11 protein-coding genes and 1 tRNA gene are annotated in these 16,585 nt (G+C 29.7%); 5 read left to right on the top strand and 7 right to left on the bottom strand.

Annotated features, from left to right (window positions below):
* Nucleotides 1-3: 3 nt before the first annotated feature.
* The gene (locus KO500_RS12740; protein ID WP_215956933.1) at nt 4-531 is read right to left on the bottom strand and encodes a KdsC family phosphatase; all 528 of its coding nucleotides are present in this window, start codon (nt 529-531) and stop codon (nt 4-6) included.
* A complete protein-coding gene (locus KO500_RS12735; RefSeq protein WP_215956932.1) occupies nt 515-1,279 on the bottom strand; it encodes a Rossmann-like and DUF2520 domain-containing protein in 765 nt (254 codons plus the stop codon). Before KO500_RS12735 ends, KO500_RS12740 begins: the two co-directional genes overlap by 17 nt.
* Before the next feature lie 230 nt (nt 1,280-1,509).
* Between KO500_RS12735 and ccsA the strand changes: the two genes are divergently transcribed.
* Together ccsA and bshB1 are read left to right on the top strand one after the other, a co-directional pair.
* The gene (ccsA, locus tag KO500_RS12730; protein ID WP_215956931.1) at nt 1,510-4,698 is read left to right on the top strand and encodes a cytochrome c biogenesis protein; all 3,189 of its coding nucleotides are present in this window, start codon (nt 1,510-1,512) and stop codon (nt 4,696-4,698) included.
* Nucleotides 4,699-4,705: 7 nt separating this feature from the next.
* Nucleotides 4,706-5,422, top strand: a complete 717-nt coding sequence (gene bshB1, locus KO500_RS12725; RefSeq protein WP_215956930.1) for a bacillithiol biosynthesis deacetylase BshB1 — start codon at nt 4,706-4,708, stop codon at nt 5,420-5,422.
* On the opposite strand, the gene KO500_RS12720 is transcribed toward bshB1, so the two are convergent.
* Nucleotides 5,419-7,473 carry a tetratricopeptide repeat-containing sensor histidine kinase gene (locus KO500_RS12720; RefSeq protein WP_215956929.1) on the bottom strand — a complete coding sequence of 685 codons (2,055 nt, stop codon included), beginning with the start codon at nt 7,471-7,473 and terminating at the stop codon, nt 5,419-5,421. The two genes, bshB1 and KO500_RS12720, sit on opposite strands and share 4 nt — an antisense overlap.
* Nucleotides 7,474-7,676: 203 nt before the next feature.
* On the opposite strand from KO500_RS12720, the gene KO500_RS12715 reads away from it, so the two are divergent.
* Nucleotides 7,677-7,752 (top strand) — tRNA-His (locus tag KO500_RS12715).
* Between the two features lie 116 nt (nt 7,753-7,868).
* On the opposite strand, the gene KO500_RS12710 is transcribed toward KO500_RS12715, so the two are convergent.
* The 3 genes from KO500_RS12710 to KO500_RS12700 form a co-directional block, all read right to left on the bottom strand.
* Nucleotides 7,869-9,428: a M28 family peptidase gene (locus KO500_RS12710; RefSeq protein ID WP_215956928.1), complete on the bottom strand. Its 1,560-nt coding sequence runs from the start codon at nt 9,426-9,428 to the stop codon at nt 7,869-7,871.
* A 92-nt stretch (nt 9,429-9,520) separates the two neighbouring features.
* Nucleotides 9,521-10,597: a cytochrome d ubiquinol oxidase subunit II gene (gene cydB / locus KO500_RS12705; protein WP_215956927.1), complete on the bottom strand. Its 1,077-nt coding sequence runs from the start codon at nt 10,595-10,597 to the stop codon at nt 9,521-9,523.
* A 3-nt stretch (nt 10,598-10,600) separates the two neighbouring features.
* On the bottom strand, nt 10,601-11,932 hold the full coding sequence (locus tag KO500_RS12700; protein WP_215956926.1) for a cytochrome ubiquinol oxidase subunit I: 1,332 nt from the start codon (nt 11,930-11,932) through the stop codon (nt 10,601-10,603).
* A 220-nt stretch (nt 11,933-12,152) separates the two neighbouring features.
* Here KO500_RS12700 and KO500_RS12695 point away from each other — a divergent pair, with 220 nt between their 5' ends.
* A complete protein-coding gene (locus tag KO500_RS12695) occupies nt 12,153-13,025 on the top strand; it encodes a sterol desaturase family protein (RefSeq protein WP_215956925.1) in 873 nt (290 codons plus the stop codon).
* On the opposite strand, the gene KO500_RS12690 is transcribed toward KO500_RS12695, so the two are convergent.
* The gene (locus KO500_RS12690; RefSeq protein ID WP_215956924.1) at nt 13,020-13,652 is read right to left on the bottom strand and encodes a Crp/Fnr family transcriptional regulator; all 633 of its coding nucleotides are present in this window, start codon (nt 13,650-13,652) and stop codon (nt 13,020-13,022) included. The genes KO500_RS12695 and KO500_RS12690 overlap by 6 nt on opposite strands.
* Before the next feature lie 383 nt (nt 13,653-14,035).
* Here KO500_RS12690 and KO500_RS12685 point away from each other — a divergent pair, with 383 nt between their 5' ends.
* A complete protein-coding gene (locus KO500_RS12685; RefSeq protein WP_252732500.1) occupies nt 14,036-16,210 on the top strand; it encodes an alginate lyase family protein in 2,175 nt (724 codons plus the stop codon).
* The last annotated feature ends 375 nt before the right edge of the window (nt 16,211-16,585 follow it).

Here is a 16,585-nt window from a genome sequence, read left to right as displayed (position 1 = left end):
AAATTAAGCATTTTTAGCATCAAAATTATCATACCAATCATTTTGAACCTTTAAAACTTGCTCAATAACATCACGTACACAACCTTTGCCACCTTTTTTGTGTGAAATGTACTTACTAACACTCTTTACTTCTTGCACAGCATCTTGTGGGCATGTTGGTAAACCAATCATTTGCATTGGTGGTATATCAGGTAAATCGTCACCCATATATAATACATTTTCAGGATTTATTTTTTTTCCTTCAAAATAGTCGTTTAATTGGTCTATTTTATTATGCGCACCTAAGTAAATGTCAGTTACTCCTAGAGCTTTTAAACGAGTGCGAACACCTTCGTTAGTGCCACCAGATATAATACAAACATTATAATCTTTCAGTAAAGCTGTTTTTAGTGCATAACCATCCTTTACGTTCATTTTACGTAATAAATCTCCATTAGTCATCACTAAAACACTACCATCAGTAAAAACACCATCAACATCAAAAACAAAAGTGGTGATATTGCTTAAATACTCTTTATAACTCTTTTCCATATTTTTCTAAAATAGATTCGCTTAATAATTTATAAATCTTCTTTTTTTCTTTAGATCTTAATTGCTCAATGTGCCTTTGCATTGTATCAAAATCATTGCGTTTTGCAGGGCCTGTTTGTGCGTTTTTTGGAGTTAAATCTGCTATTTTTTCCACCGTTTCATTGATCAAGGGCTTTAAAATATCAAACGGGACTTTATGTTCTTCACAAATTTCATTACCAAGTGTAAACATATAATTTGTGAAATTATTTACAAAAACAGCGGCAACATGTAAATGCTGTCTTTCTTCAGTTGAAATTGTATATACTTTGTTTGAAATAATTTTTGCTAGTTTTTCAATAAGTAAAAAATCATCTTTTTGTAAAGCTTCAATACAAATAGGAATGTTTTTAAAATCAATTTTTTTTCCTTTAGTAAATGTTTGTAAAGGGTAAAACACACCACTATTTTTATTATAGGTTAAACTGCTAAGTGGGACACTTCCAGAAGTATGAACTACTAGTCCTTTTTTGTTTTGCAATTTTTTTGAAACACTATTAATAGCATCATCACTAACAGCAATAACATAAATTGCAGCAGTTTTTATGGTTTCATCAATTAAACAAGTCTCTGTTTTTTTAGCAAAAAAAGAGAGTGATTTTTCGCTGCGGCCTACAACTTGCACAACATTTATTGCTTTGTGTAAAAGAAAAGTATCATATAAATGGGTAGCGATATTCCCGGTACCGATAAGTACAATTGAAACCATAGTCAAAACTACAAATTTTAAAAAAACTAAGGTGTTTTTTTTAATGATTTAATAAAAATCTAGTTTCTGTTTTTAGTATTACTAATTCTATTGATAATTTTTATAGGATATAGATTTTTGAATAATAAGAAATAATTAACAAATAAGAGTGTCTTTTTCATAATGTTGATTTTAAAATAGGGGTAAAAGGCCGTATTTTTGCATACCAAATTCCAAAGGGTATATTCTCCATGAAAGCACTTCTGAAAAAGTTTTTCTTTTCTACACGATTAATGTCTGTTTTATTTATTGTTTTTGCTATAGCCATGGGCTTAGGTACTTTTATTGAAAGTTGGTATAGTACAGATACTGCCCGAATTTATATTTATAATACCACCTGGTTTGAGGCCATCATGGTATTTTTTGTAATCAATTTTATTGGGAATATGTTTCGGTATAAATTGTTGCGAATAGAAAAGTGGGCAACACTAATTTTGCACCTTTCTTGGATTTTGATAATTCTAGGAGCATTTATTACAAGATATATCAGTTTTGAAGGTATGATGCCTATTAGAGAAGGAGAATCTTCAAATATTTTTTATTCAGATAAAGCATTTTTAAACGTAAATGTTGAAGGTGAAATAAATGGCGAAAAATTAAGAAAACCATTAGAAGAAGATATTATTGTTACCACAGAAGGAATAAAATCTAGTTTACCTTGGAAAATGGATTTTGATGGGCAACCATTCACGGTTTCTTTTGTAAAGTTTATTGAAGGGGCAAAAGAAGATTTGGTAGCTGATGATAATGGAAATGAGTATTTAAAAATAGTTGAAGCAGGTGATGGTGAGCGTCATGATCACTATATAGAAAGCGGTGAAGTTACTAGTATTCATAACGTGTTATTCTCATTAAATAAGCCTACAGATGGTGCTATTAATATTTTGTTTGAAAATGGCGAGTATCATATAAATTCACCTTTTGATGGTGATTTTATGCGTATGGCTGACCAATTTAGGGGTGATTTGGTGAAAGATAGTTTACAAACTTTACAATTAAGGTCATTATACAATACTGCAGGTATGCAATTTGTGATTCCTGATCCAGTAATTAAAGGTTCATATGGTATTGTTCAAATTCCAGAAGAAGAAGTTACTGAGAATGACAGAGATGCTATTGTTTTAGATATTACTTCGAATGGAGAAACAGTACAAAAAACCGTTCTAGGAGGTAAGGGTTCTGCTAATTTTACAGATAATTTTAATGTTGGAGGTTTAGATTTTTCAATTCGGTTTGGTTCAAAAGAATACGAATTGCCTTTTAGTATAAAATTAAACGATTTTATTGCGGAAAAATACCCTGGTACCGAAAAGGGTTTCTCTTCTTTTATGAGTAAAGTTACCATTGAAGATGAACGCCCTTTTGATTATGATATTTATATGAATCATGTTTTAGACCATCAAGGGTATCGTTTTTTTCAAGCAAATTTTGATCCTGATGAAAAAGGTACTGGTTTATCTGTAAATCATGATTTTTGGGGAACATGGATTACCTATATTGGGTATTTTTTATTGTACATCGGTTTAATGGGTATTATGTTTTTTGGTAAAACTAGATTTAAAGATTTGACCGCTTCATTAGATAAATTAAACGAAAAGAAAAGAAAATTGCTGACGGTTTTCGCTTTATTCTTAACCTTAGGTTTTAGCGTTAATGCTCAAGAAATACACTCTGATGATGATGGGCATGACCATAATTCAGGTCCTACTGAGTTTCAGATAGATTCTATTTTAAAATCTACTACGGTATCAAAAGAACATGCAGAGAATTTTGGTAAATTAGTGATTCAAGATGATGGTGGTCGTATGAAGCCAATAAACACCTATTCGTCTGAATTACTACGTAAGCTTAGTTTTAAAGCTAAATATAAAGATTTAAATTCTGATCAAGTCTTCTTGTCAATGATGCTAAGTCCTGCATTATGGTATAATACAGAGTTTATAGCATTAGATAAGAAAGGTCAGAATGACAGTATTAGAAAAATCATAGGAATACCAAGTGATCAACGTTATGTTAAGGCTACTGACTTTTTTGATGAGAAAGGAATTTCAAAATTTGACCCATTTTTAGAAAATGCATTTTCAACTACAAATCCTAATAAGTTTCAAACAGATATAAAAGATACGTATTTAAGATTAGGGCTTTTAAATAGAGCTTTAGGTGGCGAAATAATAAAAGTATTCCCATTATTAGATGATGAAAATAATAAATGGATTTCACCAGTAGAATACCGATCAGGGAATTACCCTGTAAAAGATTCTCTTTACGGGAACTTTATGAAAAACGCACTACCGTTTTATTTATTAACTGTTAAAAAAGCAATAAAATCTGGGGATTACTCTGAAGCAGATAAGCTGTTAAAAGCGTTTAAACAGAACCAAAGAAATAATGGGGCAGAAGTTTTACCTACTGAAACTAAAATAAACACTGAGGTTTTTTACAACAAAGCAGATATTTTTAATAAACTCTATAAGTATTATGCGTTAGTAGGTTTAATTATGTTTTTCCTATTAATTTTTCAAATATTTAAAGATAGAAAAGGGCTTAGGATTGGTATTAAAAGTTTTAAAGTAATTATCTGGGTGCTATTTGTTCTACACACTGCAGGATTAATTTTACGTTGGTATATATCAGGACACGCACCTTGGAGTGATGCTTATGAAAGTATTTTATACGTGTCATGGGCTACAATGGGTATTGGTTTGGCATTTAGTACGCGTAGTAACTTAACTATTGCTTCCACAGCATTTGTTGCGTCAATGTTATTATGGATTGCACATGGTAACTGGGTGGATCCCGCTGTAGCGAATTTACAGCCTGTTTTAGATAGTTATTGGTTAATGATTCATGTAGCAGTAATTGTTGGTAGTTATGGTCCGTTAACTGTTGGTATGATTTTAGGTGTTGTAAGTTTAATACTTATTCTTTTAACTAATGAGAAGAACAAGAAAAGAATGGAACTTAATTTAAAAGAAATTACCATTGTAAATGAATTAGCGCTTACCGCAGGTTTGGTAATGCTTACCATTGGAAATTTCTTAGGTGGACAATGGGCAAATGAAAGCTGGGGACGCTACTGGGGTTGGGACCCTAAAGAAACTTGGGCTTTAGTTTCAATTATGGTATATGCATTTGTTATTCACATGCGTTTAGTGCCCGGAATGCGTAGCAGATGGTTATTTAATTTTATGAGTGTCGTTGCTTTTGCAAGTATTATGATGACCTATTTTGGAGTTAATTTTTATTTAGCAGGATTACATAGTTATGCCAGCGGAGCTCAAGTAATAACGCCTACTTTTGTTTATTATACCGTGGCCGGAGTATTTATTTTAGGAGGATTTAGCTTCTGGAAGTATAAAAAGTACTATTCAAAAAAATAAATTATATATGAAATTAGATATACTAGCTTTTGGTGCGCACCCCGATGATGTAGAATTAGGTTGTGGTGCTACTATAGCAAAAGAAATAGCTAACGGTAAAAAAGTTGGTGTTATTGATTTAACTAGGGGAGAGCTAGGTACAAGAGGTAGCGCAGATATTAGAGATATTGAAGCTGCAAATGCCGGTAAAATTTTAGGAGTATCTGTTAGAGAGAATTTAGCATTTGCTGATGGTTTTTTTTTAAATGATAAAGAGCATCAATTAGAAATTATAAAAATGGTACGCAAATATCAGCCAGATGTTGTTTTGTGTAATGCTATTGATGATAGACATATTGATCATGGTAAAGGAAGTAAATTAGTAAGTGATGCTTGTTTTTTAAGTGGTTTATTAAAAATTGAAACCAAAATAGAAAATACTGTTCAAGAGAAATGGAGGCCTAAGCAAGTGTATCATTATATTCAATGGAAAAATATTGAACCAGATTTTGTTGTTGATGTAAGTAATTTTATTGAGAAAAAAACTGAAGCTATTTTAGCCTATACATCTCAATTTTATGATCCGAAGAGTAATGAACCAGAAACGCCTATTACAAGCAGAAATTTTATTGATAGTGTAAATTACCGAGCTAGAGATTTAGGAAGGCTTATTGGGGTTGAATATGCCGAAGGGTTTACAACAGAGCGTTTTGTAGCTGTAGACAGTTTAGATGATTTAATTTAAGCTTCTTTTTCTGCTTTTGGGAAGGTAATAAAAAAGCTTGTTCCTTTATTTACTTTACTTTCAACGCGTATTGTCCCTCCATTAATTTCAACCATTTCATAACAAAGTTTTAGTCCAATACCAGTACCTTTTTCTTTGTTTGTGCCATATGAACTTTCAATTAAAGATTCTACGGAGTTTAATTTTTCAATAGTCTCTTTAGATATGCCTACACCGTTATCTTTAATAATAATTTCATGATGGTTGGGTAATTCTGTAGTTTTTACTTCAATTTCATCTTTAGGATTGGAGTATTTAATAGCATTGTTAATTAAGTTTCTAATAATTAAATTAATATGGTTTTTATCAGCTAATACATTGCTGTTCTCGGTAGAGTTATTAATTATTTTAATATTTTTTTGATGTGCAAATTCAGATAAAAATTTGATGCTTTCATCAATACTATCTTTTAAATCAATTTGTTTAGGAAAAATTTTAAACCCTTTCATTTGTGTTTTACCCCAGTATATAAGATTGTTTAGAGTAAATGAAATTGCATCAACATCATTATGTAATTTAGGAACAAATGGCATAAATTCCTCTGGCTTTATACCACCATCTTTAATGAGCTTTAAAATGTTTTTTAAAGCTATTATTGGGGCTTTTAAGTCGTGGCCAATAATAGAAAAAAGTTTTTCTTGATTTTCATTAATACTTTGCAAGCGAACTTCATTTTCTTCAAGAGTTTCAGTTTTTTGTTTTAATTGCTGATTTAAGTTTTTAATGGTGTTTTTTGAAATATAGACATAGTACAAAAATGCAATTGCAATAAATAGTGCAATTAGAATATAGGATATGTAGCTCTGTTGTTTTTTAATAACCTTATTTGTGGTTATATTTATTTCTGTTTTTTCTTTATCAAATTCTTCTTTTGCATTTAAAACCATTAATTCTATTTCTTTGTCTTTTAATGAAATAGAATCATATATCTTATTACTTTGTTCTAAATTTTCTAAAGCGTTTTTTGTTAACCCTCTTATTTTATATAGCTCATAAAGAATTTTGTGAAAATTAGCTTCAGAACTTTGATATTTAATATCTTGAGATAATTTTAAACCCTTTTTAGCATATTTAAATGAACTAGAATACCATTTCTTTTTTAAGTAAAGTTTAGAAAAACCCAAAAATAAATCTGCCTTCCCAATTTTATTATCAATTTTATTTAAAATAGTGTCACTAAGTTTAAAATACATTAAAGCTTTATCTAATGAGTCTTTTTTTAAATAAATTTTTCCTTTGGTTGTGTAAGAAAAAGAGAGCCAAGGATCAAAATTCAATTTTTTAAAAATTTCAATACTTTCATCTGTTAATTGTTTAGCCTTTTCTAAATCTCCTTTTTCTAAATATAAACTGCCTAGATTACATTTTATTTGACCAAGATTTTGCGAATTTTTTTGATTTTTTGCTAACTTTAAAGATCTTTTGAAGTATTTAATAGATTCTTTTTCATTTTTGAAAACAGTAAATAGGGTAGCAATATTTGTATTTAATACTGTTTGAAAAATTGTGTCATTAAGTTTTTCTGAAATTTTTAAGGCTTTTAAGTAGTTTGTATATGCATCTATATAATTATTGGTGTTAAGATTGTTAATAGCTTTTGCGTTATAAGCTACGCTTAATAACGAATCATATTTTATTTTTTTACAAATGGCTATAGTGGAATCGATACAAAAATTATCTGCCTTATTCGGAGATTGAATAATTTCGTTAATTCCTTTATTGAGATAGGCATTTGCTTTTCCTTTATCATAATTTATTTCTCTACTTAACAATATTGCTTTTTTGCTTAATAGGCGAACAGAGTCAGAGTTTATGTATTTTAGATTAAAACTTAATTTATTTAAAAGTTTTATATAATTAGTGTCTTTTTTGAAATTAACGTTTTCCATTTCAAAACGAATTATTTCATTTACTAATTCATTTTTATTTTTAGTTTGTGAATTAATTACTTCCGGGGATTTGAAGAAAAATATTAAAATTAGAAAAACTAACTTCAAAGATAATTTTTGCATAGCTGTAATAAGTGTAGGATTTTATTTACAATTTATAAAGTAATGAAAAAAATACCGATTTATCAAATTTAATCTTACAAGCAATGTACTATTAAGCTATCAATAAAGATTAAAAAATACTTGAAATAAAAAAAATGAAAATATTTTATAAATTTGTTTTGTAGATAGGAAGTAAAAAATTATCTTCGCACCCGCTTACAAATGGTGGTTGTAGCTCAGCTGGTTAGAGCGTCGGTTTGTGGTACCGAAAGTCGCCGGTTCGAACCCGGTCTTCCACCCAGAAATACAAAGCCTTATCAATTTTGATAAGGCTTTTTTTGTGCTTTAAACTTTTTGTAAAAAATTATGGCGATAAGATTTGTACACCGCCATTTTAATATCATTTTTATTAATATTTACTTATTTGCTTTATTTACAATAAGTCTATCATTTCTGTTTGCAACTTCCCAGCCGGTATAAAATACAAGTCGAGTTCTGTTCTCTAATAAATCATAATTAATTTTATCAGGTGTGTCACCAGGAGCATGATAATCTGCATGTGTGCCATTAAAATAAAATATTATAGGAATATTATTTTTTACAAAATTGTAATGATCACTTCTGTAATAAAATCTGTTAGGATCATTTTCATCATTATAGGTGTAATCCAATTCAATATTCATATATTTTTCATTAGCTTCTTCTGATATATTGTGTAAGTCTGTACTCAGTTTATCAGAACCAATTAAATAAATATAATTGCGTTCGCCATCTCTTTTTGGGTCAATACGACCAATCATATCTATATTTAAGTCGGCAACTGTTTTATCTAAAGGAAAAATAGGATCATAATCTGTATAATATTTAGATCCCAATAGGCCTTTTTCTTCACCAGTTACATGTAAAAATACTATTGATCGTTTAGGACCTTTACCAGCATCTTTAGCTTTTTTAAATGCTTCAGCAATTTCTAATAATGCAACAGTACCAGAACCATCATCATCAGCTCCGTTATTAATTTGCCCATCTTTAGTAACTCCAATATGATCTAAATGAGACGATATAATAACATATTCTTCGGGTTTTTCAGAGCCTTTTAAAATGGCAACAACGTTTTCTGAATCAATTTGGTCATTACTGCTTTCTATAGCCAGTTTTATTGGCGTAGAAATAACTTTAGCAGTGTTATCAGTTTCAATTGAAGGTAATATAGTCGTTGCTACATCTTTTTGGATAAAAAAGGTAAGCAGGTCAGCTTCTGAATTGTCTTTTATAGACATTCTGCCACTATCGTTTTTCTTCATATAGTCAAACCTGCTCTTATAGCGAGAAAAGTTATTAGTATCGTAATAAAGTATTCCTTTTGCGCCTTTACGTTCTGCCAACTCAAAACGTTTACTTATAGATTCAGATAAATTACTCCATTTAGATTTTTCTGATGAACCTGATAATACATAAGTTCCATCAGTATTTTTAGGCTCTCCAGTTTTAACTAGAATAATTTTTCCTGCTACATCAATATCAGCGTAATCAGAATAATTGTCTTCTTCAATACCAAAACCTGCATAAATAATTTCAGTATAATCACCTGTAGCAGCACTGAAAGTTAAGAGGTTTTCTCCGTTTTTAAAGGTTTTGCCATTTATAACAATTAATCCTGTAGGAACTTTACTTATTTCTAAAGGTACTTTCTGTAAATAAGCCCCATTTGATTGAGCCGCAGGAATGCCTAGTTTTTTGTATTGCTCAGCTAAATATTCAACAGCTTTTTTTTGTCCAGGCTCGCCAGTTTCTCGTCCTTCAAACTCATCTGATGCATAAATATATAAGTGTTCTTTGAGTTCAGCTTCAGTAATGGTTTCCGCAAAGGGTTTAGGGTTCATTTCTGGAGTTACTGTTGACTTTTTGGCAACAGTTTTTTGCGATGAATTACAAGCCATTGCTAGTAAAACAACGAATAAGGGTAATTTATTCATTTTTGTATTTTATTAAAACTTAGTCGTTTCAAAAATACGAAAACTTAAAGCATTTACTAGATTAGGTTTAAAAGTCGAATTTTAAAACTTTTTTAATGTTCTCCGTAACCAACATCATCCATTTTTCCTTTAAATACTTTATACTGTATTACCATATAAATTGCAACTAATACAACAGCAATAACAAACCAATACACGCCTACAGTTAAACCGTATTCGTGAGCGGCAACATTATAAATTGTCAAACTAGGGTTTACATCATTTGTTGAGGGCAATACTTTTGGGAAAATTGAAGCAACTGTAGTTGTAATACCACCAAATAAAAACAATGAAGAGAATAAAAATCCTAATCCATCTTTTTTAAATGATTTTACTTTAAAAAGTCCGAAATGGCCAATAAATGTAATCAACGGAAAAATCCATAACCAAGGATCATTTAAAAAGTTTTTAAATGGTTTGTAATCAATTACATGCCATACTGATAATGATATAATTATTAAAACTAATAACGCAATATTTAAATTAAAGACTACTTTTTTTAGCTTGTTATTTAAATCAGAATTTGTTTTAAAAATAATCCAGTTTGCACCATGTATGGTTAATGAAACAACACCAATAATACCCAATAGTATTGTAAACCAATCTAAAATACCTAAATGCTCTGCTGTAGGACTAAAAGTTGGGTTCCATAATGGAAGAAAAAAGTAGTGCGGTTCGTGCGTAGAAACACCGTCAGTTACAATACCTAAATTTACACCTCTAACTATATTACCTAAAGCTACGCCAAAAAATAATGCTAATAGTAAGCTTGATATTCCAAAAGCTTTATCCCAAACAGCTTCCCACATTTTGTTGTGTATTTGCCCGCGTAATTCTAAGCCAATTGCTCTGAAAATTAATAGCCATAAAATCATAATTAGTGGTAAGTAAAAACCACTAAAAGAAGATGCGTATAGTGTAGGGAAGGCAAAGAATAATACACCACCTGATGCAATTAACCAAACCTCATTAGCATCCCAAAAAGGACCAATAGCATTCGTAATAGCTTTTTTGTCTTTTTCAGTTTTTGCAAAAAATAAATGAATAATTCCTGCACCAAAATCATAGCCATCTAAAATTACATAAACCGCTAACATGGTCATTAAAACAATATACCAAAATAGTTCCATAATTTAATCTTTTAAAAGTTGTGGTCCTTTATTTATTATTTTACCAACCAATATTAAAAATAGCAGGCCTAGCAATAGATATAGGCCAATAAAGCCTAATAGGGTAAATAATGTATTACCAGATGATACTGTAGGTGAAGCACCAGCTGATGTTCTTAGTAAATTATAAACCAACCATGGTTGTCTCCCTAATTCTGCTGTATACCAGCCCATTGTATTTGCGATATATGGAAATGGAAGTAAAAATAAAATAGACCATAAAACCCATTTTGTTTGGTATAATTTTTTTCTAAATAGTTGAACAACAGCAAAAAATAATAAACCAATAAATATGGTGCCCAAACCAACCATAATATGATAAGCGTAATATAAGCCAGGTATGTTTAAAGGATATTTATCGGCATCAAATTCATTTAGTCCTTTAATCTCTGCATCCCATTTTTGGTAGGTTAAAAAGCTTAATATGTTGGGTACAGCTATTTTATTATCTAATTTTTTATCTTGAATGTTAGGTTGTCCTATTAAAATAATTTCTGATCCGCCTTCTTCTGTTTCAAAAATACCTTCCATAGCAGCAAAGGTTACAGGTTGGTGTTTAACTACATTTTTTGCAACTAAATCTCCTGTTGGAAACGCCACTAAAATACTAGATATAAAACCGAAAACAACTCCGGTTTTTAAAAATATTTTTCCGAATTCATTATGTTGATTATTCAAAATGTAAAAAGCACCAATACCACCAACTACAAATGATGCCGTAATAAGTGATGCGACTTGGTTGTGTAAATAGGAGGGAAGTAACCATGGGTTTGAAAATAATGCTCCAAAATTATTAAGTACAAATTTCCCGTTTTCTAATATTTCATACCCGACAGGGTGTTGCATCCACGAATGTGTAGCAATAATTAAATATCCACTTGCCCAAGAGCCTAAAAACACTAAGAATCCGGTTACAAAATGTAGTTTATGGCCAAGTAATTTTTCTCCGAAAATAAATAACCCTAAAAAGGAAGATTCTAAAAAGAATGAGAACATACCTTCCATAGCTAAGGTCTGACCAATAATACCGCCAGTAAGCTCTGAAAATTTAGCCCAGTTGGTTCCAAATTGAAATTCCATAGGTATACCAGTAACAACACCCATGGCAAAATTTAAGGCAAATATTTTCATCCAAAATTTGGCAGCGTCATTATATTTTTCAATTTTATTGTATAAAAATTTCCCTTTGAAATATACAATTATGAGTGATAAACCCATTGTGAGTTGCGGAAATAAATAATGGAAAGTAATAGTGAAAGCAAACTGCATTCTATCGTAAAAAAGCATATCTTCCATAAGGTCTCGACTTTTATTTGTTTTTATACATTCTACTAACAAAAATAAGGCTCAAAAAATAAAACAACGTAACTTATGTTACAAAGTTTAAAAATAAGATCAGTTAAATTTGAGGTTTATAAATTAAATTTTTTAAAACATAAATTTGGTCTTTATAACCTAATAAATTGTAAGGTTTAAAATAAATGTGTGACTATTTTTATGCGAAAGTTTTGAGTGGATGGAATATTTAGAAGTTTTTATAAATTCTTTTTTGGGTACTTTAAAATGGACCTGGAATTCAGTACTATTTAATGTGCCATGGTACACTAATTATTTTTGGGGATTAATTTTTATATCATTAATAATTTGGGCATTAGAAGTGTTGTTTCCTTGGAGAAAAAATCAAGCAATTATTAGAAAAGATTTTTGGCTTGATGCTTTTTATATGTTTTTTAATTTTTTTGTTTTTGCAATTATTATTAGTGGATTTTATAAGGTCTTAGAAAAGGTGTTTTCTCATGTTGGTATATCAGCAGATAGTTTTGCTTTAATAGACTTTTCCGCATGGCCTCTGTGGAGTCAATTACTTATCTTTTTTATATTACTAGATTTTGTGCAATGGTTTACGCATACACTACTTCATAAATATGAGTTTTTGTGGGAGTTTCACAAAGTGCATCACAGTGTGAAAGAAATGGGTTTTGCAGCACATATGCGCTACCATTGGATGGAAAATGTTTTATACAAACCTTTAAAAACATTTGCAGTAATGATTTTAGGAGGTTTTGAGCCTGAACAAGCTTATATTGTTCATTTTATTGCCATAACTATAGGTCATTTTAACCATTCTAATATTAAAATAACTTGGGGGCCTTTAAAATATATTTTGAATAACCCAGTAATGCACTTATACCATCATGTATACGAATTACCAAAAGGTAGATACGGAGTAAATTTTGGTATAAGTTTAAGTCTTTGGGATTATATTTTTAGAACAAATTACGTGCCCGAAGATAGTGGTACAATTGAGCTAGGTTTTGATGATGAACATACTTTCCCGAAAGGGTTTATTAAGCAAAATTTACATGGATTTAAGAAAACCAAATCATAAGGCTACGATCTCAATATAATTACGATATAATTTTATTTTACCAAGCTCTTCTAATTTTTTTAAAAGTCTAGATATTACTACTCTTGAACTATGTAAATCATAAGCAATTTCTTGATGAGTATTATGTATGGTTTTAGTATTAGTTATACGAGATTTTTCTTTTAAAAAATCTATTAAACGTTTATCCATGTTTTGAAAAGCAATAGAGTCTACAGTGTTTAAAAGTTCCTTTAATCTTGTGTCATAACTGTCAAATACAAAACTCCTCCATGTTTTGTATTTCGCAGTCCATTCTTCCATTTTTTCAATAGGAATCATAATTAATTCTGTATCTGTTTCTGCTATTGCTCTAATTTCACTTTTAGAAGAAGACATGCAACAATTTAAAGTCATTGAGCAAGTTTGACCCTTTTCTAAATAATATAATAATAGTTCATCGCCATCATTATCTTCACGTAAAATTTTTATGGCTCCTGATATTAAAAGGGGCATACTTTTAATGTAATTACCTATTTCAATTAAAGTATCACCTCCTTTTACGTTTCTCAAAACACCAACAGAAATTATTTCTTCTATAAGTTTGTTCTCAAATATATTACTATAGTTTTCTAAAAACTGTTGTTGCATTTTATGATGTTTTTTAAGTTAATAAATGTACTAAATATTTTATTTTTTTTGTTAAAATAAGTGTGACGAAATAGAAGAAAAACATTAATAGTTTTTGTTATTTTTGAATATGTATTTTTAATGGTTGTATTTTGTGATTCTATTAGAATTTGCCTGAAACTTTTGCGTACTAAATAAATATGTATATATTTGGTGAACCAATTTGGTAAACCAGTTAGTTGGTGTTTAAAGTAAAATTCGACTTTTAACATTAATAATATTTATTTAAACCAAATGGGTGTAACTCAACATTATCCTTACTAACAATGAATTTAAAAACTAAACAGCAGAAAAATAAATGTTTTCAGGTGCTACTTTTAACATGCATATTTCTTATCTCTTTAATGAGTAGTGCGCAAGACCATCCTAAATTAATTTTAACTAAGGAGGGTGTTAAGAATATTAGAGAACAATTAGGTAATATTCCACTTTTTGATGCTTCTTTAGAAGAAATTAAAAAAGAAATTGATGCAGAGATTGCTTCAGGAATTGAGGTTCCGATTCCTAAAGATTATTCAGGAGGTTATACACATGATAGGCATAAACGTAATTTTATCGTTTTACAAAAAGCAGGTGTATTATACCAAATACTTGAAGATGAAAAGTATGCCAAATATGTAAAAGATATGTTGATGGAATATGAGATGATGTACAAAACATTACCATTGCATCCAAAAACAAGATCTTATGCTAGAGGTAAGTTATTTTGGCAATGTCTAAATGATTCTAACTGGTTGGTTTATGTGAGTCAAGCCTATGATTGTATTTATGATTATTTATCAAAAAAGGAGCGAAAAAAATTAGAGAATAATTTATTTAGACCTTTTGCTGATCATATTTCGGTTGATAGCCCGCAATTTTATCAAAGAGTTCACAATCACAGTACATGGGGTAATGCGGCAGTTGGTATGATTGGTTTAGTAATGGATGATCAAGAATTAATTGATCGTGCTTTATATGGTATTAAGGGTGTTAGTTTAGATAAATCAGCAAAAGATGATGATGGTGGTTTTTTAAATAAAGATGGTAAAGCTGGTTTTTTAGCAAATATTGAAGAACCGTTTTCACCTGATGGCTATTATAATGAAGGTCCATATTATCAACGTTACGCAATGTATCCTTTTTTAATTTTTGCAGAAGGACTTCATAATGTAAAACCAGAATTAAAGATTTTTGAATATAAAGAAGGAGTACTTATAAAATCTATAAATGCATTATTGAATTTATCTGATGCAGATGGAGATTTCTTTCCACTTAATGATGGTCAAAAAGGAATGTCTTATTACAATAGTGCGTTAGTTACTGCTGTGGATATTTCATATCATTTTGGAGGAAATAACCCAGGATTACTTTCAATAGCTGAGCAACAAGGAAAAGTTTTGTTGGATGATTCTGGTTTAGCGGTTGCTTTAGGTGTGAAAAATGGAAAAGCGAAACCTTTTGATAAAAAATCAATTAATCTATCTGATGGGTCAGATGGTAAACAAGGTGGAGTAGGTATTATTAGAAGTGATGATATTGAACTTGTTTTTAAATATGCTTCACAAGGTTCAAGTCATGGGCATTATGACAAATTATCATATTCTTTATATGAAGATGGTGATGAAGTTGCACAAGATTACGGACTTGCACGTTTTGTAAATATAGAGCAAAAAGGAGGTGGTAATTATTTAAAAGAAAATAAGACCTGGGCTAAACAAACAATTGCTCATAATACAATTATTCAAGATGAAACTTCTCATTTTAAAGGCACATATGATATTGGAAGTCAGTATTACCCTGAAAAATATATTTTTGATATTAAAAATGAAGACCTTCAAGTTGCTAGTGCAAAAGAAATTAATGCATATCCAGGTACGGAAATGCATAGAACAATGGCAGTTATTAAATATGAGGCATATATAAAGCCAATTGTTTTAGATATAGTTAGAGTGTTATCTGATAGCACACATCAATATGATTTGCCGTTTTATTATTTGGGTCAAATAATGAAAACTAATTTTGAGTATGAAGCATTTAATACACTTAAACCATTGAGTGATAAAAATGGATATCAGCATTTGTATTTAGAAGCAAAAGGAATTTCTAAAGGAGAAAACGTGACATTAAATTGGTTGTCAAATAATAAATTTTACACCAACACAAGTATTACATCAGAAGGAGATGAGCTTTTGTTTGCAAGAATTGGAGCAAACGATCCAGAGTTCAATTTAAGAAAAGACCCTGGTTTTATTATAAGAAAAAAGAATGCTCAAAATGCAACATTTGTTTCAGTAACAGAGTCACATGGTTCGTATAGCCCTGTATCTGAATCGGCGGTAAACGCTTATAGTGCAATTAAAACAATTAGTCTTTTGGTTGACACAGAAAATTATACTGCCATTAAAATAGTAAATAATGATAATTCTACTTTAGTATTTGTTGTTTCTAATAAAGACAATTCATTAAACACTAACCATAACTTATCAATTTTAGGCAAGGACTACAAATGGGTAGGACCTTTTGCGAAATTTAATTAAATTTTATTAATCCACTTTTGAGAATAATAAACTCAAAAGTGGATTTTTTTAATTTCTCATAAACTATCAGTTGTATTTTTTATTCAATCGGTGTGTTGTATTATGTTTTATAACAATCGCTGATAGTAATTTCTTATTTTAAGCACCTTAATTTTATTTTAATCCTATTTTCTTCTGTTAAAATTTATAATTGCATTTTTATTTAACATACTAATAACATATATTTGGTTATCCAAATTGGTAGACCAGTTTGGATAACCAAAAAAAACTCAATTGATATGATAAAAACTCAGGCAAAAAAACAAAACAAAATGACGCTTGTCATTTTGTAAAAAAGATTTTTCCATTCAAATTTTTTAAATGAAGCTTGCTTTT

The organism is Cellulophaga baltica, from assembly GCF_018861125.1.
GTDB lineage: Bacteria > Bacteroidota > Bacteroidia > Flavobacteriales > Flavobacteriaceae > Cellulophaga > Cellulophaga baltica_A.
The sequence above is the reverse complement of the archived record's forward strand: the minus strand, read 5'-3'. Positions and strand labels throughout refer to the sequence as shown.